The 24,451-nt window shown below is 41.9% G+C and carries 13 protein-coding genes; 11 read left to right on the top strand and 2 right to left on the bottom strand.

Annotated elements, in window-relative coordinates; genetic code table 11:
* Positions 1–139 precede the first annotated feature (139 nt).
* From CLV32_RS08215 to CLV32_RS08205, 3 genes are read left to right on the top strand one after another with little or no spacing between them, the layout of a single operon-like run.
* Entirely contained in the window at positions 140–1,216 is a 1,077-nt protein-coding gene (locus tag CLV32_RS08215) for a UDP-glucose--hexose-1-phosphate uridylyltransferase (RefSeq protein ID WP_133554319.1), read from the top strand.
* Positions 1,206–2,357 (top strand): galactokinase, encoded by a 1,152-nt coding sequence (locus CLV32_RS08210; RefSeq protein WP_133554317.1) that lies wholly within the window; start codon positions 1,206–1,208, stop codon positions 2,355–2,357. Before CLV32_RS08215 ends, CLV32_RS08210 begins: the two co-directional genes overlap by 11 nt.
* Before the next feature lie 15 nt (positions 2,358–2,372).
* Entirely contained in the window at positions 2,373–4,049 is a 1,677-nt protein-coding gene (locus CLV32_RS08205; protein ID WP_133554315.1) for a sodium/sugar symporter, read from the top strand.
* 3 nt (positions 4,050–4,052) lie between these two features.
* Here CLV32_RS08205 and CLV32_RS08200 read toward each other — a convergent pair whose 3' ends face one another.
* A complete protein-coding gene (locus CLV32_RS08200; RefSeq protein ID WP_133554313.1) occupies positions 4,053–8,132 on the bottom strand; it encodes a hybrid sensor histidine kinase/response regulator transcription factor in 4,080 nt (1,359 codons plus the stop codon).
* Between the two features lie 193 nt (positions 8,133–8,325).
* Here CLV32_RS08200 and CLV32_RS08195 point away from each other — a divergent pair, with 193 nt between their 5' ends.
* From CLV32_RS08195 to CLV32_RS08175, 5 genes are read left to right on the top strand one after another with little or no spacing between them, the layout of a single operon-like run.
* Positions 8,326–11,310: a SusC/RagA family TonB-linked outer membrane protein gene (locus tag CLV32_RS08195; protein ID WP_133554311.1), complete on the top strand. Its 2,985-nt coding sequence runs from the start codon at positions 8,326–8,328 to the stop codon at positions 11,308–11,310.
* 42 nt (positions 11,311–11,352) lie between these two features.
* Positions 11,353–12,960 (top strand): RagB/SusD family nutrient uptake outer membrane protein, encoded by a 1,608-nt coding sequence (locus tag CLV32_RS08190; protein WP_133554309.1) that lies wholly within the window; start codon positions 11,353–11,355, stop codon positions 12,958–12,960.
* A 16-nt stretch (positions 12,961–12,976) separates the two neighbouring features.
* Positions 12,977–14,092 carry a SusE domain-containing protein gene (locus CLV32_RS08185; RefSeq protein ID WP_133554307.1) on the top strand — a complete coding sequence of 372 codons (1,116 nt, stop codon included), beginning with the start codon at positions 12,977–12,979 and terminating at the stop codon, positions 14,090–14,092.
* A gap of 7 nt (positions 14,093–14,099) precedes the next feature.
* Complete coding sequence (locus CLV32_RS08180; RefSeq protein ID WP_243732266.1) at positions 14,100–15,158, top strand: glycoside hydrolase family 53 protein; 1,059 nt, start codon at positions 14,100–14,102, stop codon at positions 15,156–15,158.
* A gap of 45 nt (positions 15,159–15,203) precedes the next feature.
* Positions 15,204–17,684, top strand: coding sequence for a DUF4982 domain-containing protein (locus CLV32_RS08175; protein WP_133554305.1), 2,481 nt, complete (start codon positions 15,204–15,206; stop codon positions 17,682–17,684).
* A 17-nt stretch (positions 17,685–17,701) separates the two neighbouring features.
* Here CLV32_RS08175 and map read toward each other — a convergent pair whose 3' ends face one another.
* The gene (gene map / locus CLV32_RS08170) at positions 17,702–18,460 is read right to left on the bottom strand and encodes a type I methionyl aminopeptidase (RefSeq protein ID WP_133554303.1); all 759 of its coding nucleotides are present in this window, start codon (positions 18,458–18,460) and stop codon (positions 17,702–17,704) included.
* A 110-nt stretch (positions 18,461–18,570) separates the two neighbouring features.
* Between map and CLV32_RS08165 the strand changes: the two genes are divergently transcribed.
* From CLV32_RS08165 to CLV32_RS08155, 3 genes are all read left to right on the top strand, one after another.
* Positions 18,571–19,398 carry a helix-turn-helix domain-containing protein gene (locus CLV32_RS08165; RefSeq protein WP_133554301.1) on the top strand — a complete coding sequence of 276 codons (828 nt, stop codon included), beginning with the start codon at positions 18,571–18,573 and terminating at the stop codon, positions 19,396–19,398.
* Between the two features lie 90 nt (positions 19,399–19,488).
* Positions 19,489–20,745 carry a prephenate dehydrogenase gene (locus CLV32_RS08160; RefSeq protein WP_133554299.1) on the top strand — a complete coding sequence of 419 codons (1,257 nt, stop codon included), beginning with the start codon at positions 19,489–19,491 and terminating at the stop codon, positions 20,743–20,745.
* Positions 20,746–21,255: 510 nt separating this feature from the next.
* Positions 21,256–24,447 carry a SusC/RagA family TonB-linked outer membrane protein gene (locus CLV32_RS08155; RefSeq protein ID WP_133554297.1) on the top strand — a complete coding sequence of 1,064 codons (3,192 nt, stop codon included), beginning with the start codon at positions 21,256–21,258 and terminating at the stop codon, positions 24,445–24,447.
* Positions 24,448–24,451 lie beyond the last annotated feature (4 nt).

The raw sequence follows: 24,451 nt of genomic DNA, 5'->3' as shown, positions 1-24,451 counted from the left end.
TTATTATTTCTGCTAAAATACAAAAAGATTAATAAAGTTATTACTTGTCATATTGACATTTAATAATTTATGTATACTTTAGCTCCCGCTGTTCCTTAAAATATCGCAGCGAAGAAATTCTAATCAAATCATAATAAGTATGAGTACTACATTTGAGCTCGACACAAACCCACATAGACGGCTTAATATTCTAACTGGGGAATGGGTGTTAGTTTCTCCTCACAGGAGTAAACGACCATGGCAGGGGAAGGTCGAAGACCTTGCAAACGATAACAGACCCGAATACGATGAGAAATGTTATTTGTGCCCGGGTAATGCCAGGGCAGACGGCGAAGTAAATCCAGCATATACTGAGAGCTTTGTTTTCAAAAATGACTTTTCTGCTTTGCTGGAAGATACACCTATTTACAGCGCTAACGAGGATGATTTGTTGGTGGCCAATACCCAAAGGGGAATTTGTAAGGTAATCAGTTTCAGTCCGAAGCACAATTTAACCCTGCCTGAACTGAGCCTGCAAGAAATCACGGCTGTAGTAAACCTTTGGAAAAAGGAGTATGCTGCGCTCGCAGACAATGACTGGATCAAGTATATCCAGATTTTCGAGAACAAGGGGGATATCATGGGATGTAGCAACCCACACCCACACGGACAAATATGGTCTCAAAGTGATGTGCCTATGGAAGTATGTAAGGAGACAGAGCGGCAGAAGAACTATTTTGCGATTCATAGGCGCAGCTTGCTGGCCGACTACCTTAATCTGGAGCTTCAGAAAGATGAGCGTGTTGTTTACAAGAATGAACATTTCGTTGTTTTGGTGCCTTTCTGGGCTATCTGGCCGTACGAAACAATGATCATCAGTAAGCGACATGTAACAAGTATCCTGCACTTTACTCAGGCAGAGCTAAGTAGTCTTGCCGACAGTATTAAAGTGTTGACAACAAAATATGATAACCTTTTTGAATGCTCGTTTCCGTATTCTGCGGGGATGCACCAGGCACCAGTAAACGAAGGGGAACATAACGAGTGGCACTGGCACATGCATTTCTATCCACCTTTATTGCGTTCATCTACTGTAAAAAAGTTCATGGTGGGCTACGAGTTGCTAGCTAATGCGCAGCGTGACATTACACCGGAATTTGCGGCACAACAGTTAAAAGCGCTTTCTGCCCAGCATTACAAATCTCTAATCTTCAATAGTCAAGAAAATGAATATTAATACAATTAAAGCAAAATTCCGTGAATTGTTTGCTGCGGAAGCCACTGTTATCAAATCGCCCGGAAGAATCAACGTTATCGGAGAACATACCGATTACAATGACGGTTTTGTGCTTCCTGCTGCCATAGACAAAGCCATTTATGTAGCAATTTCAAAAAGAGACGATGAAGAGATACGCTTGTTTTCTGAAAACTACCAGGAAGAACTCGTAGTTAGCTTATCGCAGGTTCAAAAATCTGATAAAGCATGGGCCAATTTTATTTTGGGTGTCGTAGATGAATTGTTCAGTCGTGGTTACGCACTTAAGGGCTTCAATTTATACCTTAGTGGCGATGTGCCACTTGGCGCTGGTCTTTCCTCGTCTGCGGCGTTGGAGTGTGCTACAGGTTTTGCTTTAAGTCATCTTTTTGGATTAGACATTGCTAAAAAAGATATCGCTCTGATAGGACAACAGGCAGAGCATAAGTATGCAGGGGTAAACTGCGGTATCATGGATCAGTTTGCGTCAGTATTTGGTAAGGAAGGTCAAGCAATACTGCTTGATTGCAGGTCACTCGACTATGAATATATCCCCCTGGATTTAAAAGACTATAAATTTGTGTTACTGAACAGTAATGTGAAGCATAAACATTCAGAATCCGGTTACAATACCAGAAGGATGCAAAGTGAAAAAGGCGTGGCAATGGTTAAGGCGCAAGTTCCAGAAGTTTCCAGCCTGAGGGACATTACTATCGCACAGTTAGATGAATTTGTTAAGCCGTATGATATGGAGGTTTATATCAAATGCAGATTTGTGGTTGAAGAAACCCAGCGTACACAACTCGCAGCGGAGAAACTCAAGGCCGGTGATTTAGTGGCACTGGGAAAGCTGATGTTTGAAACCCATAATGGGTTAAGTAAAGCTTATGAAGTAAGCTGTGTAGAGATAGATTTTCTGGTAGAGCAGGTAACTGATCTGGACTATGTGCTTGGTGCCAGAATTACGGGCGGTGGCTTTGGTGGATGTTCGTTAAATCTGGTTCATCAGGATAAGGTAGATCTGCTGGTTGAACACATGACAGCAGTATACCAAGAGAAATATGGTATTACGCTGGACGCTTATATGGTCGAAATTGGCAACGGAACTGAAGTAATCGCTTAATTTTTAAATAAATTTATGAACCACAATATTTTATCCACAAAAGATTACATCGTATTTGCGGTGTACTTTGTTATCGTTACGGCTTACGGCCTCTATATTTACAATAAGAAAAAGTCGGAATCTACCGGCTCTAAAGACTATTTCCTGGCCGAGGGTTCGTTAACCTGGTGGGCCATTGGCGCATCCTTAATTGCATCTAATATCTCTGCAGAGCAATTTATCGGGATGAGTGGGTCTGGATTCAAAATGGGACTTGCTATTGCTACTTATGAATGGATGGGTGCGGCTACGCTGATTGTGGTTGCTGTTTTCTTTATACCAGTGTACCTCAAGAATAAGATTTCAACAATGCCTCAGTTTCTGCATCAGCGGTATAACGGTACTGTGGCTATGATTATGGCGGTTTTCTGGCTACTATTGTATGTCGTTGTTAATCTAACCTCAATCTTATACCTCGGTGCACTTGCTGTGAGCAGCATCTCTGGCTTTAGCCTAGAGTTTTGCATGTATGCTATTGCCGTATTTGCGATCATTATTACCCTTGGCGGGATGAAGGTAATTGGTTATACCGATGTTATCCAGGTATTTTTTCTAATCCTGGGCGGCCTTGCAACAACCTATCTTGCTTTAAATCTGGTCTCTAGTCACTATGGCACAACAGGTGTTTTGGAAGGCTATCATTTAATGGCGACTAAAGCTTCCGAACACTTCCATATGATTCTAAAGCCAAGTAATGAGAACTATATCGATTTACCTGGACTGAGTGTATTAGTTGGCGGTATGTGGATTGTGAACCTGAACTATTGGGGTTGCAATCAGTATATCACACAACGTGCTTTGGGTGCCGACTTAAATACTGCCAGGGGAGGGTTACTGTTCGCATCGTTTTTGAAATTGCTGATGCCAGTTATTGTAGTGTTGCCTGGTATAGCGGCATACGTGTTGTATAAAGATGGCGCGTTCCAGTCAGAAATGATGCAAGATGGATCGGTTAATCCGGATCGTGCATACCCGGTGCTCCTGAACTTATTGCCAGCCGGGCTTAAAGGGCTGTCGTTCGCGGCATTAACTGCTGCGGTGGTTGCGTCGTTGGCTGGTAAAGCAAACAGTATTGCAACCATCTTTACTTTGGATATTTACAAGAAAGTGATCAACACTGATGCTTCAGAGAAGACATTGGTGCTGACCGGAAAGATCTCAATTGTTGTAGCCATGATTCTGGGGGTGCTAATTGCTCCACATTTAGGGATTGACAAGAAAGGTGGATTCCAATACATTCAGGAATATACAGGTTTCGTATCACCCGGAATTTTTGCCATGTTTATTCTAGGTTTCTTCTGGAAGAAAACAACGTCCAACGCTGCTTTATTTGCGACTATAGGTGGTTTTGGCATGTCCTTATTACTTAAGGTCCTTCCAAAGCTCACAGATCTCTCATGGCTAGCTGCCAGTGGATTTTCAGTGAAAAATGCTGATGGTGTTTTCGAAATACCATTCTTAGACAGAATGGGTTTCGTGTTTGTATTCTGTATATTAGGCATGATTATCATCAGCATGATTGCTGGCAAAAAAGGCGCTAATCCTAAGGGGCTGGAGATTGACGTGAAGATGTTCAAGACTTCAACAGCTTTCGCTGTGGGTGCCTTATTGATAATCGGATTTATTGTTGCCCTGTATAGCTTTTACTGGTAAAGGCTAATCATTCTTTGTTAGCCCCTGGAGGTATGCCGTTGGTGTAACACCAAATTCTTTTTTAAATGCCTTGGTGAAATAGGATTGGGTCTGAATCCCAATCCTATACATCACTTCGGTCATCAAAACATCCTCATTCTTCATAATTTCTACTGCTTTTCTTAATCTTGCTGAACGAACGAATTCACCGATAGACTGGCCAGTAATGGATTTGATCTTTTGGTAGAGTTTTGTCCTGCTCATGCCGATTTCCCGGCATAGATAATCAATATCTAACTCGGGGTTAACCATCTGAGCATCAATAATTGAAATCAGTTGATTCATGAATAGTTTATCTTTCTCGGAGTGTACCAGTTCTCTGGGTTGGATTTCCTTGTTTTTTAAGTAATGCTCTTTGATTTTCTGGCGTTGCTCAAAGATATTTTTGAGGGTGAGCAATAGTAAGCTTGTTACTATTGGTTTTGTAAAATAAAGGTCTGCACCAGACTCAGCGCCCTCAATCTCTGCCTCAATACTATTCTTTGCCGTCAGCATCATGAATGGAATATGGCTGGTTTCCACACTTTCTTTAATCATTTTGCAGAATTCGATACCATTCATTCCAGGCATCATCACGTCACTGATGATCAGGTCCGGTAGATGCTGACTTGCCATTTCAATCCCGCTAAGCCCATCAACTGCTTCCAGAATCCGATATTGGATCTCCAGTGTTTCTTTGATAAAGGCGCGTAATTCATCATTGTCATCCACAATTAAAATTGTCTGCGTACTCTGGCTTTCGGTGATAGGAGCAAATGGGGTAGGCTTAGCAGTAACTTCTGATTGGTAGGTAATACTTTCCAACCGGGTTCCTCCGGCGGTAGCACTTTGAACAAACTGTTCAGCCGGTGTATAATCGGTTTTCAGGACTGGAATACCGATTATAATTTCAGTTCCCTGATTTCGCTCACTGGAAACTTTGATGATACCCTTATGTAATTCAGTGAGGCTTTTAACGAAAGCCAGTCCAACACCCGATCCAAGGTGTGATTCAGTAATGCGGTAGTACCTTTCAAACAAATGTTGAATGGAGTCTTTGGAAATCCCAATACCACTATCGATAACCCTGAAATAAACATATGAAAGGCTCTTATAAGGATGATCTACCTGCAGGCTGTTGGCAAAAAGAGGAGGAAGGTTTTCTATAGATTTAAGTACCTGTAGCTTTAGCTGCCCACCGGACTTAGTATATTTTAGTGAATTATTGATAAGGTTAAGAATGATCTTTTCAATGACCTGCCTGTCGAACCATACTTCAGCAGGCAGCTTATCTTTCTCCACCTGGAAAGTGATATTCTTCTCGGCAGCCATTTCTGAAAATTCTTCAGCAATCTCATCAATAAACAGACTTAGATTTCCATCAGTCACATTCAACTTTAGTGCACCCGAAGCTGTTTTCCTGAAATCCATCAGTTCATTGATCAGTCGCAACAACCGATTGGCATTGCGATGAATGGTGTTATAATAATGCTGAAAAGACTCTTGGGTATCTTCATGTAGGAGACGCTCTATGGGACCCAGGATCAATGATAGTGGCGTACGGAATTCATGGGAAATATTTGTGAAAAACTGAAGTTGAGTTTGATGTATTTCTTCACGTTTCTCTTCTTCAATTTTTCGAAGCTCGAGTCGACGTTTAAAACTGAGCGCTAGATAGGTTAAATAAACAGCTGCAGCAAATGCCAGCAGCCTGAACCACCAGCTGGCCCAGAATGGAGGCGTAATATGTAGTTTAATTGCACTCCCTACCTGGTTCCAGGTACCGTCGTTGTTGGTTGCCCTTACTTTGAAAGTATAGTCACCGGGATCTAAATTGGTATATATGGCCTGGCGGTTATTTCCTATATTAATCCATTCCTTATCCTCACCCTCCAGCTTATAGGCGTAATTGTTATTCTCGCTGGATACATAATTAAGGGCGGCAAAGCGGAAAGATATTGTTGCCTGATCGTAGTCTAAATCGAGGTTTTTGGTATAGCTGATATCATTTGATAATACATCTGAATCCGTTTGTGGCGAGATCACCTTATTGAAGATCTGGAATTCTGTGATGTAAACAGGAGGGATGAAGCTATTTGTTCTGATATCTTTTGGATAAAAGGAATTAAAGCCGTTGATGCCACCGAAAAACATTTCGCCGCTTTTGGTTTTAAGGTATGCGTTTGATTCAAATTCAAACCCCTGCAAGCCGTCGGCAGCGTTATATTTTTTAAAGGCATGATTTTTAGGGTTAAATTTTGTTAAGCCTTTGGCTGTTGATATCCACAAATTGCCGTGTTCATCTTCTGTTATGCCTTTGATGAAGTCTGTTCCAAGTCCGGCATTTTGGCTGAAGATAGAAAACTTGTTGGTTTTTGGATTGAATCGGTAGAGTCCTGCCTGGCCAACCCAAAGGTTTCCTTCCCGGTCCACAAAGATGACCCTTAGGTCTGGCTTTTTGCCGCCTTCGGTGAAATAGTGACTAAAGACTTTGGTTTTGAGATCATATCTGTTCAGTCCACCATCATCTGTTCCTATCCATAGATTTTTCGCGTGATCTTCATTGATGGCTACGATATTATTGCCAATCAGTCTGCTTCCAGCCGATCCTTGAACAATTCGTTCAAAACGTTCTTTCTCTTGATCAAATCTGTTCAACCCGCCATAATAGGTGCCGATCCAGATGTTATGTTCGCTATCTTCAAATGATTTCTGTACATAATCCGAAGAAATGGAATTTGGATCGTCGGCATTGTGCAGGTACCTGGTAAATGTTCCATCATTATGCATCCTATTTAATCCACCCGCCCAGGTTCCGACCAGCAACACCCCGCTACTGGTTTTAGAAATATCTAAAATGGCATCGGCACCAACACTGCCTGGGTTGAAAGGGTTAAATTTGTGGTGCGTAAAAACCCCACTTTTTTTGTTGTAGATATCGAGCCCTCCTCCGTCTGTACCGATGTATATATCGCCGTTATCTGCTTCGTGGAACGCCCTGACATCATTGTAGCTCAAACTATTCTTATTTGGCTCCTGTCTGAACAGGTTGAACTTCTCTGCTTGCGGGCTGTAAAGATTTACACCGCCACGATGGGTACCTACCCATAAGTTTCCCTGTATATCTACAAATAAGGCAGAAACAGTACGCTGCGAAAGACTTGCTGCATTCCCTGCTTCGTTTTGGTAGTGGTTGAACCTATTTGTGACAGGATCGAAATGATTAAGTCCCCCGTTGATGCCGCCGACCCAGATTTTTCCCTGTTGATCAAATGCTATTGCCCTGACCAGGTTGCTGCCGATACTATTATTGTTTTTCTCCTGATGCAGGTATGTTTTAAAAGTGTTATTCCCTGCATTAAACTGAATGAGCCCGTTCTCTTCCGTAGCAAACCAAAAAGAACCGTCTTTTGCTTTCTCTATCACGCGAATCCTAAAGCCATCAAGTTTAGTTTCGGCACTTGCTTTAGCAACATCCAATAGTTCGATTCCTGAATCACTCGCTATCCAGATGTTTCCATCTGATTCTACAAAAACATCATTGATAAAGTCTTTTTTGGTTCCCTTTTGTGTTTTATTCTGGAAATGGAATTGTGTAAAGGTTGCCTTGTTTTGATTGATCAGCGCAATGCCACCACCATAAGTTCCTACCCAGATGCCTTGTTTGTTTTCTGCAATCGTAGTGATGATATTATTTCCCTGATTGGTATTATTATACTGCGTAAATTTATTCTGTTGAGGATCAAATTTGTTCAGGCCATTTGAGGTTCCAACCCAAAGGTTATGATCTTTATCTTCAAGCATGCAGCGGATAAAATTGTCACTGATACTGCCAGCTTTACCCGTATTTTTGAAAGCGGTAATCTGGTTTCCGTCATACCTGTTGAGTCCGTCGCGGGTTCCGAACCAAATAAAACCACGGTGATCCTGGAAGATACATTCAATGGTGCTATTTGACAGACCATCCTCCACCGTAATATGTTTAAACTTTAAATTTTGCCCTTTAGCAATTGTCGCCAACAACAAGAGGAGGCATGGCAAAATAAGTTTAACGAGACGGATCATGTGAAGGCTTTGGTTAGAAAGATTAGGAAAACAAATGTAATTTATTTTTCATCAGCTTTTGTTAACGGATCCGTGGTTTATAGCCCTTTAGCCATACAATATGTCGATTAGCACAAAAGAAAAGTACAATAGCACAAAGGGAAATGCTCAGGAAGCCCTTGATTTGTCAGTATAATTCTAACCAAATATTTCTATGCAGATTTTTACATCTTTTCTCAAGAGTAACATGCGATCCGTTATGGTCTTGCTGCTACTCTTAACCCATGGATATCTTTTTGCACAACAGGCAACAATTACAGGAGTGGTTAAAGAGACCCCCGGTAACTTAGGTATGCCAGGCGTGAGCATTCGATTGAAAGGTACATTAGTAGCAACTTCCACAGATGCCAATGGAAACTTTAGTATCAAAATACCTACGGGTGGAGGCGTACTACAGTTTAGCTCTATAGGCTATAAACCACAAGAAATTTCTGTTACAAAAACTACCAGCTTAAACGTTATGATGAGTGAAGACGCTTCGACCTTAAACGATGTGGTTGTGGTGGGCTATGGTACTACACGTAAGCAGGACTTAACAGGTTCGGTTGCCGTAGTTGGTGTAAAGGATTTTCAAAAGGGAAGCATTACAACGCCAGAGCAATTGCTTTCTGGCAAAGTATCTGGCGTAGCCATTACTTCCAACAGCGGTCAACCTGGTGCAGGAAGTACAATCCGCATTCGCGGAGGATCATCTTTGAATGCCAGTAATGACCCCTTGTTTGTGATTGACGGCGTACCATTGGAAAGTGGTGGCGTATCAGGTGCTTCAAACCCGTTGAGCTTTATAAACCCGAATGACATAGAATCTTTTACTGTATTAAAGGATGCATCTGCTGCAGCTATTTATGGTGCCCGCGCATCAAATGGGGTAATTATTATTACCACAAAAAAAGGATTGAGTAATGATCTTAAAGTAAGTTTCAACTCTGTTAATTCAGTTTCTAAAATAGTTAAACAGTTGGATGTGCTCAGTGCAGACCAGATTCGTACTATCGTAAATGCAAACGGTACAACCGCCCAGAAAGCACAATTAGGATCGTTTAATACAAACTGGCAGGATTTGATTTATCAGGACGGAGTATCTACAGATAACAATATCAGTATCACTGGTGGTATAAAAAAATTACCGTATCGTTTGTCTCTGGGCTACCAGAACCAAAGTGGATTGTTAAGAACAGACCAATTACAAAAAACTTCTGCAGCATTCGTGCTCAATCCACGTTTCTTCGACAATCATTTAAAAATAGATCTGAATTTAAAGGGAAGCATGCAAAAGACCCGTTTTGCAAACACGGCGGCCATAGGTGGTGCCGTTAGCTTTGACCCTACACAGGCAACATATACCAATAGAACAGACTACAACGGCTATTGGGAATGGCTTGACCCGACTACCCCAACGGGTCTGGTAAATTTAGTTGGCCGCAATCCGGTTGGTTTGCTGGAACAGCGGGAAGATCGTGCGAAGCCGTTGCGCAGTATTGGTAACTTACAGGTCGACTATCAATTTCACTTCCTGCCCGAACTGCATGCCAATTTTAATGCAGGGTACGATGTTGCAACCGGGAAGGGAACAGTATACGTTGATCCTAATGCTGCAGAATCTATTTTAAGTAATGGCGTGAGCAATCAGTACAAAACAAACAGACAGAATACAGTGCTCGATTTTTATCTTAATTATGTTAAGGAATTCAAGTCAATTAAAAGTAGGATCGATGCAACAGCAGGATATTCTTATAACGATTATTTAACAACTCAATATTTCTACCCAAGCTTTGATGCTTACGGAACTAAAGTGGCCAATTCTGACCCTGCATTCCCAATCAACAAGCCACAATACCGCTTAATCTCTTACTTCGGTAGGTTTAATTACAACTATGATGAACGGTTCCTGTTAACAGCAACAGTTCGTCGCGACGGCTCATCACGTTTCGGCCCGGCGTATAAGTATGGTACATTTCCATCATTGGCACTCGCCTGGACGGTGAAGAATGAATCATTTTTGAAAGATAGCAAGACCATTTCAAACATGAAGGTTCGCGCAAGTTATGGGATTACCGGACAGCAGGATGGGATTGATAATTACGGTTATCTCTCTACTTATGGGCTGAGTTCACTTAACGCACAATATCAGTTTGGAGATACCTTTTACCAGATGTATCGCCCGAGTGCCTACATCGCAAATATCAAGTGGGAGGAAACGGCGACTGCAAATATTGGCCTGGACGTAGGTTTATTTGATAACCGCATGAGTGGTAGCGTAGATGTTTATCGCAAAAAGACGAGCGACCTGCTCAACAGAATACCTCAGCCGGCAGGTACCAACTTCGCTGCAACAGCAATTGTGAATGTTGGCGATATGAAAAATGAAGGTGTGGAGCTGACGCTGAATTTCAACCCGATTAAACAAAAAGATTTTAACTGGGATTTTAGCTTCAATGCTACGTATAATAAAAATACCATCACCAACCTCACTGTTGTCCCAAATGACCCCAACTATGCAGGTTTTCCAAGTGGAACAATTGCTGGTGGTATTGGTGGACAAAATGCCTATATCAATGCTGTTGGCGGACCGAAAAATACATTCAACTTATATGAGCAGGTCTACGATCAACAAGGAAAGCCTGTTGAAGGCGTGTACGTGGATCAGAATGGCGATGGCATCATCAGTCCGAGTGACTTCAAAAAAGGCAAACAGGCCGACCCAAAAGTATTCCTCGGTTTTAGCAATAATATGAGCTATAAAAAATGGAACCTCTCGTTTACTTTGAGAGCCAATTTGGGGAACTATGTGTATAACAATAACTTCAGTCAGAGTGGCAACTTAACCCAGATTACCGGTACCGCCGTTATCTTGAATGGCTCGCCAAACTATCTGACAACTAATTTCAGATCGCAGCAGTTGTTGAGCGACTATTACGTTCAAAATGCATCATTTCTACGCATGGACAATGTTAACCTCGGTTACTCTTTTGGAAATCTGTTTAAAAATAAGGCTAATCTGCAACTTACCGGAAGCGTTCAAAATGTGTTCGTAATTACCAAGTATCAGGGACTTGACCCAGAGGTTGCTTCAGGTGTAGATAACAATATTTACCCTAGACCACGTGTATTTTCTTTGGGATTGAACCTTAATTATTAGCGCTTAAATCAATTTATCATGAACTGTTTTACTACAAAATATATGAAAACACGCATTCTACAATTGTTCACACTGGTTTGTGGCGTGTCTATAGCTTTGCTATCCTGCAAAAAACTTGATTTGACACCTACTAATGATCTTACGGCTGATAAGGTTTACACCAGTGCTGGTGGCTACAAGCAAGCCCTTGCCAAAGTATATGGGGCTTTTGCGCTGACTGGAAATGCATCTGTTGGACAACCGGACATCCCTGCAGAAATTATCAAGGACGAAGGTAATTCTGATTTTTTGCGACTGTACTGGAACCTGCAGGAACTTACTACGGACGAGGCCGTATGGTCATGGCAAAATGATGCCGGCGTACAAGGTTTGCATGAACTGAGCTGGTCGTCGACCAACTCTATTATCAACGGCCTCTATTACCGCTCTTTCTTCCAGATTACGTTATGTAATGATTTTATCAATCAGTCTTCTGATGATAATCTCAGCAAGCGTGGTATTAGTGAAAGTGATGCGACTGAGGTCCGTAAATTCAGAGCAGAAGCCCGTTTTATCCGCGCTTATCAATACGCGGTGCTGATGGATATCTACGGAAACCCACCTTTGGTAACAGAACAGACTGAAATAGGGGGCAAGGACTTACCAAAACAGATCCAACGCAAAGACCTATTTGCCTATGTGGAGTCAGAACTCAAGGCAATAGAAAACGAATTGCCTGCAGCGAAAACGAATGAATACGGTCGTGCCGACCGTGCTGCAGCCTGGGCGCTCTTAAGCAGAATTTACTTAAATGCTCAGGTATACACCGGTACAGAACGCTATACAGACGCTATTACCTACTGCAATAAAATTACAAGTGCTGGTTATACCCTGCATAACAATTACAGAGAGCTCACGATTGCAGATAACCATTTAAACAAAGATGAATTTATCTTTACGATTAACTACGATGGTACCAGCACGCAGAACTATGGTGGAACAACCTATCTGATGCATGGTCCGGCGGGAGTGCCTGCTGAAGTTTCCGGATCCAGCGGTAACTGGGGCGGTTTACGTATTACGCAGCAATTTGTAAATCTTTTTGCTGATAAAAGTGGGGCTACTGATTCCCGCGCGCAGTTTTATATGTCTGGTCAGAATATGGATGTTAACGACTTATATACTTCTACCGACGGTTATTCAAGTACTAAGTACAGAAATAAAACCCGCGCAGGAGGACCGGCACCACATCAGGATGTTGCTAAAGACTTTTCAGATATTGATTTTCCGTTGTTCCGTTTGGGTGAGACTTATTTAACGTATGCTGAAGCAGTACTGAGAGGTGGAACAGGGGGTAGCTTAACAACTGCTTTAGATTATGTAAACAGGTTGCGTACCCGTGCATATAATGGAAGCATTGCCGGAAACATTCCTTCGAGTGCGCTTACCACAGATTTTATCCTGGACGAGCGGGGCAGAGAGTTGTGGTATGAAGCATCACGACGAACAGACTTAATCAGGTATAACAAGTTTACCACTGCAGCTTATCTGTGGGCATGGAAAGGTGGCGTGAAAAATGGAACAGCAGTAAACGCAAAATATGCGCTTTACCCACTTCCCCCAACAGACCTTACCGCTAATCCAAACCTTCGTCAGAACACAGGCTATTAATTCAGAATCAGAAAACATGAAAACAATATTTAATAAAACGTGCACGATGCTGCTGTTATTCAGCGTTATGTTTGCCTGCAAGAAAGAAGAAAGTACGAATATTATCTCGGTACCTTCAGCATCTTCTCTCAGCTTTAAAAGTTCTGCTGCAGCTGTAGTGCTGACTGCGGCTACCGATGCCGCTCAGGTAGTAACATTCAGTTTCAAAGCAGCAAATTTCGGAGCTAATGTAATACCTACTTACAGCCTGGAATTTGATCTTCCTTCGGATACCAGTGGTGCAAAGGCATGGGGTAATGCGGTAATTGTAAAGCTGGGTGCAGGAACTCTGGAAAAGGCGTATCTGGGTGCTGACTTCAATTCATTACTTGCCGTACAGCTTGCTTTGCCCACTGGCGCTGTCAGCACGCTGGCAGTAAGGTTGAAGGCAGAAGTTAATCAGAATACAGGCTTAACATCAACCATAAAGCCAATCTACTCCAGTTTAAGTGTCACAGTAAATCCGTACAAAGCAACTATTGAGTATCCTGCTTTGCTGGTTAAAGGAGGAAACTCGTGGAAAACTCCAACAACAAGAACAGATGGTTTTATACTGACATCATCTAAATTCAACAGTAAATATGAAGGTTATTTGAATCTGCCAAATGCCGATGGTTATGGCGGAGATGCATTCCAGCTAATTTCTTCAAAAGATCCAGCGAAAGTTTATGGCTGGGGCGGAACATCGACAACGATGAGCCTCAATGGAGGAAATTTATACCTGACGCCGGCACCAGCTTATCTAAAAGTAAATGCCGATGTTGACGCAGGAACAATCAACTATACTGCGGTGAAATTCTTTATTTCTGGTGATGATAATGGTTGGAGCACGTCGTCTATGCCGATGATTTATAATGCTGCGACAGGAAAACTTGTTGCGGCCAACGTGCCGCTTACGGCCGGTAAAACGTTTGTCTTTACCTGCAATGGCAGTTATGATATCAGCTATAAAGTAGATGCCACGGGTGCATTGATGTATGCCGGTGCACCTACCTGGGGTGGTATAAATATTCCGGTTACCAAGACCGGCGTATACACTGTGACGCTGGATCTTAGCGCTGGCGATGGAAATTATTCTTATTCAATTAAATAAAGTTGTTATGTTAACAGTGAAAAATATAAAACGTATGAGGTGGTTCGGCTTTGTTGCCTTAATGATTGTGTGCAGCGTTAGCTGTAAGAAAAATGTAATGGGAGAAACGCAGCTTTATCCAGCACCAGATCCAGTAGGTACTTATGCCAAAGGGGCAGACGTAAGCTGGATAACTGAAATGGAAGCAGCAGGCAAAAAATTTTATAATACCGCTGGTGAACAGCAGGATATTTTTAAAATTTTAAAAGATAAAGGCATCAATACGATCCGGCTGCGTGTTTGGGTTAATCCAGCAGCCGGTTACTGTAATACTGCTGATGTTCTTGCAAAGGCGAAAAGAGCAAATGCAGCAAACATGCGCATCCTGATAGATTTTCATTATAGTGATTCCTGGGCTGATCCCGGTCAGCAGAATAAACCCGCAGCCTGGGCCACTCAGGATATCGCTGCGCTAAAAACGTCAGTCTATAACCACACAGTAGAAGTTTTAACCGTGCTTAAAACGAACAAGATTGTTCCAGAATGGGTGCAAGTAGGTAATGAAACGAATAACGGTATGCTTTGGAATGAAGGTAAGGCATCAGTAAACATGAAAAACTTTGCTGACCTTATTTTGTCTGGATACAATGGAGTTAAAGCAGTTAATCCAAGTTCAAAAGTAGTGGTGCACATCTCCAATGGATATGACAATAGTCTGTTCCGCTGGATGTTTGATGGCCTTAAAAATAATGGTGCTAAATGGGACGTAATCGGGATGTCGCTATATCCAACAGCTACAGACTGGACTACAAAAAATACACAATGCCTTACAAATATGACTGATATGGTTGCCAGATATGGTTCTGAAATTATGATTTGTGAAGTAGGTATGCCTGTTACTGATGCTGCTGCATGCAGAGACTTTATCAAGGATATCATCGTAAAAAATAAATCACTCGCAAACGGTAAAGGTCTTGGTGTGTTTTACTGGGAGCCTCAATCCTATAACAGCTGGAGTGGTTACAAGTTGGGTGCTTTCGATGATACTGGCAAACCAACCGTAGCCATGGATGGCTTTTTACCTTAGTTTACACTAGCCGCTGACGAATATATTTGACTATCCCCAATTTTTATGAAAAGTAAACTTACTGCGATTTTCTCCTGTTTTACTGGGAGCATAACGATCATTACTAGAAGTGCCTGTATTCTATTTCTTTTATCAACACTATCTTTAAGTGTTTTTTCCCAATCCCGAACTGAACTATTATTTACGGATGGTTGGAAGTTTTTTAAGGGTAAAAATGATGCATCATTTGCCAAAGATTTTGATGATAAAAACTGGAAATCTGTAAAGGTACCACACGATTGGGCGATTGAAGGTCCTTTTGATAAAGAGATCGATAAACAGATGGTGGCAATTGTGCAGAACGGAGAGTCAAAACCCAGCGAGAAAACCGGGCGAACCGGCGCACTTCCTTATATTGGAGAGGCCTGGTACCGGAAAACTTTCCAACTGCCGGGATCTATTAAAAACAAAAGGGTAATCCTCCAGTTTGACGGTGCCATGAGTGAACCAAAGGTCTTTTTAAACGGAGTAAAAGTTGGTGAATGGAATTACGGTTACAATTATTTTTTCATCGATGTTACTGATCAGTTAAAAGCTGGAGAAAACAATGTATTGGCCGTTCATCTAAGCAACAGACCGAAGTCATCGAGGTGGTATCCCGGGGCCGGTCTTTACCGAAACGTACGGCTCATTATCAAGGCAGAGCAAAGCATTGCGCAATGGGGGGTAAGCATAACCACCCCAGTTGTTTCCAGCACTTTTGCGAAAGTGAATATCAAGACAAAGATTTCTGCACCTGGTGCTACGTTAGTTACAACTATACTGGATCAAAACGGAAAACAGGTAGCATTGGATAGTGCAAAAACGATGTTCGGTAATGAGGCAGATCAAAATATCAAAATACAAAACCCAAGGTTATGGAGTCCGGAAACGCCTGAGCTTTATACTGCTGTTTCAAGACTTTATCTTGGTACCACTCTTTTAGACCAAGTAACGACACGTTTTGGCATACGGGAAATCAGTTACCAGGCCGGTAAAGGTTTTAGTCTAAACGGAAAGGTTCGCAAATTCAAAGGAGTTTGTTTGCATCATGATCTTGGTCCGCTTGGCACGGCAATCAACATTGCTGCATTGCGCAGGCAGTTGATGATCCTTAAGGATATGGGCTGCGATGCGATCAGGAGTTCTCATAACATGCCTTCATTGGAACAACTTGAATTATGTGATGAGCTTGGCTTCATGTTTCTGGCAGAAACTTTTGACGAGTGGGCAAAGCCGAAAGTTGAGAACGGGTATCATTTATTTTTCGATACTGATGCCGAAAAGGACATCGTCAATTTAGTTAAGGCGACAAAGAATCACCCCTGTATCGTAATGTGGAGTGCGGGTAACGAAGTGCCGGATCAATTTGGCGCCGAAGGAGTTAAGCGTGCAAAGTGGCTGCAGGAGATCTTTCATAGAGAAGATCCCACACGACCAGTAACGGTTGGTATGGATCAGGTTAAGGCAACTATGGCATCGGGATTTGGTGCGCTGTTGGATATTCCCGGACTCAATTACCGTGTACACCTATACGACGAAGCTTTTAAAGCATTTCCGCAGGGCATGCTACTGGGTTCTGAAACGGCTTCGACAGTGAGTTCCCGTGGCATTTATAAATTCCCTGTAGTTAAGGCAGCTGCGAAAACGTATCCTGATTTTCAGACTTCGTCGTACGATCTGGAGTACTGTGATTGGTCTAACGTGCCTGACGATGATTTTGTATTGCAGGATGATAAACCCTGGGTTATCGGTGAGTTTGTGTGGACAGGCTTTGATTACCTGGGGGAGCCAACGCCGTATGATGAAAGCTGGCCCTCACGCAGTTCTTATTTCGGCATAAACGATTTGGCAGGCTTACCTAAAGATCGTTTTTATTTATATAGAAGTCGCTGGAACACTGCAAAACCAACCTTACACCTGCTTCCACATTGGAACTGGGCTGGGAGAGAAGGACAGGTAACTCCTGTGTTTGTATACACCAATTATGATAGCGCAGAACTTTTTTTAAATGGGAAAAGTTTGGGTATTCAGAAAAAAAGCAAAGCGACACCACAGAACCGCTATCGGCTGATGTGGATGGATGTGAAATATGAACCCGGCACTTTGAAGGTTGTCGCCTATGATAGCACTGGAAAGGCCGTGGCAGAGGAAACAAAGGTTACCGCTGGCGAGCCCTACCGAATTGTGCTTGATGCTGACCGGAAAAGCATAGCTGCTGACGGCGAGGATATTTCTTTCGTCACAGCATCTGTGGTTGATAAAGATGGCAACCCTTGTCCGACTGCTACCGAAAGATTGAATTTTGAGGTGAAAGGAGCAGGTAAGTTCAAGGCCGTATGCAATGGGGATGCCACTTCGCTGGAAATGTTCGACAAACCTACAATGAAATTATTCAGCGGAAAGCTGGTGGTACTCGTTCAATCAACAGATAAGCAGGGGAATATGGTGCTTAAAGTAAGTGGTAAAGGATTGAAGGGAGGAGAAATAGAGTTGACCTCAAAATAAATTGGGTAAGGCTGGCATCAAATACCATTTAATGCCGTTAAAATTATTGGCTTGCCAGAAGTTACAAGTATAGTATGCTCGTGTTGAGCTACAAAGCCTCCCTTGTTTCCAGTAAATGCCCAATTGTCTGCCGCCGTTTCAATAAATACGGATTTTGTAGAGATAAATGTTTCGATAGCAACTACAGAATCCTTTCTAAATCTTCTTTTGTCATCGCGATCGTGATAGTTCATGATCGCGCTTGGCTCTTCATGCAGACTCCGGCCAACACCGTGTCCACTAAGATCCCGGATGACAGTATATCCTGCGTTCCTAGCTTTCGATTCGATTAACTTGCCTATGTCAGCAATTTTCACTCCTCCGCTGATTTGAGCAATGGTATCGTTTAATATATGATGTGAAGTGTCTATCAAGCGCTGAAGATTCTGGACATCCTCGCCAACGATAAATGAACATCCGTTATCAGACCAAAAGCCATTTAATTCTGCAGATACGTCGATATTGATGATGTCTCCATTTTTGAGAATTACTTTATCTGACGGAACGCCATGGGCGAACTCTTCGTTAACGCTGATGCAGCTATAACCAGGGAATCCGTAGGTTTCGAAAGGAGCTGACTTTGCACCGAGGATTTCTAATATATGTTTTCCATAGGTATCTATGTCTTTTGTAGAAAGTCCTGTCTGCGCATACTCCCTCATTTTTTTTAAAGTAGTAGCAACAGCATCGCTTACCCGTTTCATCCCTCGTAGTTCTTCTTCCGTTTTTATAAGCATAGGTCGATTTATTCAGTTTTACAAAACTAGGCGCAAATAAATTGTGCTCATAGTAAATATTGGACATCTTGTAATTCTTTGACTTTTAACATTTCCTGTAAATTTGTAACATGCCGATAGATTATCTGAGAAAGATACAATTAGGGGAATTTAATGCGTGTGGTTATAGGGTTTGCCCTTCCAAGTCTGCGGAATCCGTTATTGAGGGTTTTTATGTTTTTTCTAAAGATACGGGGCATGATACAGATCTCATTTTTAATGATGGATTTCCCGTGCTTGTATTTTTGCAGGACATCGACGATGCTGTTTCAGTAACAGCAGACAGTGGGACTTCAAAAATTACGGCTGCCTGGGCAAGTGCTGGGCCAGTCAAGAATGTGCGTGTGAAATATGATAGCGGTACAGCGCAGATCTTTATAATACGGTTTCACCCAGGTGCTTTTTATCGGTTATTTGGGTTGAGTGCTCAGCATTTTAGAAATAATCCAGTTAGCCCATTCGAAAATATTGCCCGGGATAATAACTTCAACATCGCAGAGTTTTATCAAAGCAAATCTATAAATGAAAAGGTCGAGTTTATTCAACGTTATATACGGAATCATTTTACAAAAGTAGACACACCCGAAATCTTGCACAAAATATTGAATTATATTCACAGGCAAAAAGGCAGAAGTACAGTACAGCATGTAGTGAATGATGCAGGGATAAATTACAAAAGGCTGGAAAGAAGTTTTACGCAACATGTTGGACTGTTACCTAAAGAGTATATTCAGCTCCAACGGTTTATTCATGCGTATGTTGATCTGGTTGGTAGCGAAGATGTAAACCTGATGAAAGTAGCGGTATCGAACGGCTATTACGACTCCAACCATTTCCTCAAGGACTTTAAATCTTACACTGGAAAAACACCATTGCAATATTTGAGATCCCAAGTATAATTCTATGTGATTTGGTTGTTGTGACCTGGATCATGGTTATGGCTGCTCATGATCATTTGGTAGGATCCGGCATTCCTGTATTTTGGCGAAATGAATATCGGGATTATTGGTTTGGGGGATATGGGTAGGGTATATGCCAAGGCATTTGCAAAAGCCGGATATGCTGTTTTTGGATGTGATATGCCAGAAAACCGTGGGCATCGGGAAGAAGAACTCAGTCCGCTAGGTGTAAGGATACTTGCTGACGGGCATCAAGTGTCCTCAAAAGCCGATCTGCTGATATATTCTGTAGAGGCAGAACTAATTGACCATGTAGTTGCCCAATACGGGGCGTCGGCAAAAGCCGGCTGTATCGTTGCCGGGCAAACTTCTGTTAAATATCCCGAAATACAAGCTTTTGAAAAGTACTTACCTGCCAATGTTTTTATTGTAACCATGCACGCCTTTCATGGCCCAGGTTTCGAACCTGATCAACAGAAATTGGTATTGATTCCATATCGTAGCAACGACGAAGTATTGCAGCGTGTGTACGATATCTTTCTTAAGATAGGATCGGATATCGCTGTGATATCAGATTATAATCAGCATGATCAAATTGTTGCCGATACCCAGGCGGTAACACATGTCGGATTTGAAAGCATGGGTACTGCATGGAGTGCAGCAGGATTTTTCCCCTGGGAGAACGATTCCTATCTTGGCGGCATTGACAATGTGAAGATATTAACAACCCTGCGGATTTTTAGCTACAAGCCCCATGTGTATGGAGGCTTGGCAATTTTGAATCCGTACGCACGACTTCATGTAAAACAATATGCAGCTTCAGAATCTGAATTATTCAAAATGATGATCAGGGAGGAGAAAAAGGAATTCAGACAACGCATTTACAAGGCAAGAGATTTTGTTTTTCAGGAAAGTCGAAAACCGCTATTACTAGATGATAGTATAATGCGCGAGTTTTCTCTTGGAAACGATACTGGAACAAGGAAGCATAATTCACATCTGAGTTTATTGAGTATGGTTGATGCCTGGCATCAGCTGTCAACGAATCCTTATGATAATCTGATCTGCCAAACCCCACCTTTTAAACTAAGACTTGGTATTGCCGAGTTTCTTTTCAGAAATGAGGAACTTCTGGAAGAATCTATCGAAGCGGCCCTTTACGATAAAACAATTCGCGGTGATGATTTGGAGTTTCATTCGGCAGTACGAGAGTGGTCGTCTATAATTAGGTATGGTGACTTAAACGGATACAAGAGACATTTCGATCAGGTCCGTATTTTCTTTGCTGATAAACTAGTACAGGGAAGAACTCAGAGCACAGAACTGATCAAAAGACTGTCCCGGTAAAATGCTTCGATAAAAGCGATTACTCATGCTCTTGAGCTTCAGAAATCGCGCTATGGCCATAATTCTATGATCTTTGAACATTTTTCACATGATTTTGTCAAAAATTATCATAGCTAATTGAACAAACATGTGAACTTTGACCAAGCGGCAAACCATAATTTAATTTATCGGTGTCGTTAAACTAACCAAATATTTTACCCCAACCTATAGGCTATACTGTATGAAAGGAAAGTTTCTACAATCGATTACCAAAAACCGGGCATTTATGCAACCGATTGTATTTTTGGAAGTCCATGTCTTTCAGTATATAAGTTCAATAGGTCAATCGCGACTAAACAACCTCCGCAAGTATTCGTCTTGCTACATAGCCGAATAAAAAACCAACCAAATATTTAAATCAAATTGTATGAGAAAACTCAAACCTAAAAGTCATTTTTACCCACCAAAGGGAAACGCATATCCATGTGCTTCTAAGACCTTTATTTTTATAAACCAAATTAAACCAATCATATGTTAAAACTTAAACTCATCAAATGTTGGAAGATGATGATGCTCACGTTAGTGAGTATGCTATTTTCCCTTTCTCTTTTTGCACAAACTCATACCATTCGCGGTAAGGTTATAGACGAAAAGGGAGAAGCGCTTCCGGGAGCGACAGTGAAAGTTGCCGGTACAAATTCTGGCGCCACCACCACTAATACTGGAGAGTTTAGTCTCCAGGTTCCAGCAGGAAGCACCAGGATTACAATTTCCTTTGTAGGTTACCTTGCTGTAGAAAAAACCATCACTGCCCAAACTACCAGTCTTGGCACAGTTGCCATGGAAAGAAATACCAGGGATTTGAACGAAGTTCAGGTAGTTGGCGTGGGTTATGGATCTGTAAGGAAAACAGACGTAACGGGAACAGTAGTAACAGTTGATGCAAAGGCATTGCAGGAAATTCCATCTGCAAACGTATTTGAACAACTAAAAGGTCGGGTAGCCGGTTTGGATGTAGTTAGTGGTTCCTCAGGTCCCGCAATTACAATCAGGGGTAACCGTACAATCGGCAACCCAGGTGCTGATCGCCCTTTAGTCGTATTAGATGGACAGCCTTACTATAACTTCATTGAGAATATCAATCCAAACGATATTAAAACGGTAGAGGTACTTAAAGGTGCTTCTGCAACAGCCATCTATGGATCGCGCGGTTCAGGCGGTGTTTTGTTAATCACAACCAATAGAGGTCGTGTAGGACAAACAGTGACGTCTTTCGATTCCTATACAGGCATTAGCGTGTTGGAAGGAAACCTTGCTGTGCTAAACGGTGAGCAATATGCCCAGTTAAAAAAAGATGCAGTAAGAGGTTCAATCCTGCAAAGTAACGGACCTTCTGAATCAAACCCTTTAACACCAAAAGAGAGAGAAGCTTTGGCTAATGGCGTCAGTACAAATTGGGTAGATTTATATACGAAACCTGCGCTGCAGACCGATCATAGCTTAAGAGTATCGAGTGGTACTGAGATAACACAGTTCAATGCTGGTTTGGCTTATCGCCGCAATAACGGGCTAGAACCAAACATTAATAACGATCGCTACACGCTTTCTACCAATGTAGACCATAAAATCAGCAAGGTTGTCAAAATTGGTGCAAGCATCTTATTGAGTTTAAGAAACTCCAATACCGGTGGATCAGGACAAATTGGAAATGCACAATGGATAACACCTCTGGCAAGCCCTTACAATCCAGATGGATCTGTAAATTACTTTCCAATGGAAGGTTCACAGGATGCAACAACTTTGAGCCCTCTTGTACCCGGTGTTATTCCAGACTCTTATTATAACAATACACGCGGTTTTCTGAACAATGATATCGTGTACGCAGAAATCAGTCCGGTAAAACATTTGAAATATAAGTTTACTGTAAACTATAATTTTTCCCAGTCACTACAGGGAATATACAATGGTATTAACAGGGGAGGAATCCAGACAATTGATAAAACCAGCGCAAGTACGACCAATAATTATTCTTACAGACTTGCGCAGGAGCATCTGGTAACTTACGATAACATCATCAAAGAAAAACACAGTGTCAATTTTGTTGCCGGTTTTTTAACAGAAAAACAACGTACAGAGAATTCAACGTCCAGTGTAACAAACGTCCCTTCAGATGCGGTTAGGAATTTAAACCTTGGATTGGGTACATTTAACAGTCAGAGTGGAAGCTTAACAGAAACAGGATTGATTTCGTATGTAAGTAGATTAAACTATGCTTATGATGGCAAGTATGACCTGACCGCCACTTTCCGTATCGATGGTAACTCTGCATTGGCAGAAGGTAAAAAATACACTTCTTATCCTGCTGTAGGTTTAGGATGGGTAATGAGCAATGAAAAATTTATACAAAAGCTTACTTTTATTGATAACCTGAAATTGCGCGCGGGTTACGGAGAAAACTCCACCACTGGAAGTATAAGTCCTTATGGTACCCTGGGTAGATTAAGTTCTCAAAATTACCAATACGGAGGTGTATCTGCTGGTAACTCTACAGGAGTTAGAGTAACGACATTGGTAAATAATCAGCTAACATGGCAACGTACCAGAGATTACAATCTTGCCTTAGATTTCGGTTTATTCAAGAACCGTTTAACGGGATCTATTGAGGTTTATAAACAAAGAACCACAGATATCATCCTTAACAATGTGCTGCCACCAACTACTGGTGCCAATGGGCAGGCAACCAATTTGGGGACATCGGCAAATAAAGGCTTGGAGATTAGCCTAAGCAGTCAGAACATTCGTGACCTTGGTGGCTTCTCCTGGTCTACAGATTTTAACATTGCTTTCAGTCGTGAAAAAATTGTTGAACTGCCAAACGGAAGTCCGTTTGATATCAACACCGGACTGTTTGTTGGTCAGCCATTAAGCGTAATTTATGATTTAAGACGATTGGGCATCTGGCAGATAGGTGATTCGCCGGGCATCAACACGGCAAAATCTACTACTGATGGTGGTACTGTTTACCTGCCAGTAAGCGGACAGACTTCGCCTTTGCAATATCCAGGACAGATTCGCGTAGAAGACGTGAATAAAGACGGAAAGATTGATGCCAATGATAATCAGATCCTGGGTAACTTCCAGCCAGATTACACTTTTGGTTTTACAAACAGATTCGCTTACAAACGCTTTGACCTGAATATCGTGATCCAGGGAAGGATGGGCTTTACGACTATCGTTCCTTATGTATCATCATCTAATTCTGGTACCAATGGATGGCAGTTTCTAAATATTGGACGTCACAACCAGCCTGTAATAGATTACTGGACACCAGAAAATCCAGGAGGATATTTCCCTATGCCAAACTCACAGGTACAAAGTGCAAACTACTCTACGCTTCAATATTTTGATGGATCGTTTATTCGTGCTAAAAGTATCAACGTGGGTTATAACTTCTCAGAAAAGCTGGCCAAACATATCGGAATGAGCTCACTGAGAGTATATGCAAATGTGACTAATCCGTTCATTATTTATGCGCCGGTAATGAATCATAGCTTTACAGTTACTGATCCAGAATCTATTAACAATATTAACCCAACAGCTGTCTCGGCAAGCGGGAACATCGGAGGGTTTAATCAAAACAACAATAATGGATTCCGCGGTGTAGGAATTAGTCCTGGATTGCAAACCAGAGATTTTATTATCGGTATAAATGCAAGATTTTAACAGA

Source organism: Pedobacter duraquae, assembly GCF_004362245.1.
In the GTDB taxonomy this organism is placed as follows: Bacteria; Bacteroidota; Bacteroidia; order Sphingobacteriales; family Sphingobacteriaceae; genus Pedobacter; species Pedobacter duraquae.
The sequence above is the reverse complement of the archived record's forward strand: the minus strand, read 5'-3'. Positions and strand labels throughout refer to the sequence as shown.

Excerpts from the sequence above, each read along its gene's own strand:
- CLV32_RS08215 (WP_133554319.1), top strand. The coding sequence starts at position 140 with ATGAGTACTACATTTGAGCTCGACACAAACCCACATAGACGGCTTAAT.
- CLV32_RS08210 (WP_133554317.1), top strand. The coding sequence starts at position 1,206 with ATGAATATTAATACAATTAAAGCAAAATTCCGTGAATTGTTTGCTGCG.
- CLV32_RS08205 (WP_133554315.1), top strand. The coding sequence starts at position 2,373 with ATGAACCACAATATTTTATCCACAAAAGATTACATCGTATTTGCGGTG.
- CLV32_RS08200 (WP_133554313.1), bottom strand. The coding sequence starts at position 8,132 with ATGATCCGTCTCGTTAAACTTATTTTGCCATGCCTCCTCTTGTTGTTG.
- CLV32_RS08195 (WP_133554311.1), top strand. The coding sequence starts at position 8,326 with ATGCAGATTTTTACATCTTTTCTCAAGAGTAACATGCGATCCGTTATG.
- CLV32_RS08190 (WP_133554309.1), top strand. The coding sequence starts at position 11,353 with ATGAAAACACGCATTCTACAATTGTTCACACTGGTTTGTGGCGTGTCT.
- CLV32_RS08185 (WP_133554307.1), top strand. The coding sequence starts at position 12,977 with ATGAAAACAATATTTAATAAAACGTGCACGATGCTGCTGTTATTCAGC.
- CLV32_RS08180 (WP_243732266.1), top strand. The coding sequence starts at position 14,100 with ATGTTAACAGTGAAAAATATAAAACGTATGAGGTGGTTCGGCTTTGTT.
- CLV32_RS08175 (WP_133554305.1), top strand. The coding sequence starts at position 15,204 with ATGAAAAGTAAACTTACTGCGATTTTCTCCTGTTTTACTGGGAGCATA.
- map (WP_133554303.1), bottom strand. The coding sequence starts at position 18,460 with ATGCTTATAAAAACGGAAGAAGAACTACGAGGGATGAAACGGGTAAGC.
- CLV32_RS08165 (WP_133554301.1), top strand. The coding sequence starts at position 18,571 with ATGCCGATAGATTATCTGAGAAAGATACAATTAGGGGAATTTAATGCG.
- CLV32_RS08160 (WP_133554299.1), top strand. The coding sequence starts at position 19,489 with ATGAATATCGGGATTATTGGTTTGGGGGATATGGGTAGGGTATATGCC.
- CLV32_RS08155 (WP_133554297.1), top strand. The coding sequence starts at position 21,256 with ATGTTAAAACTTAAACTCATCAAATGTTGGAAGATGATGATGCTCACG.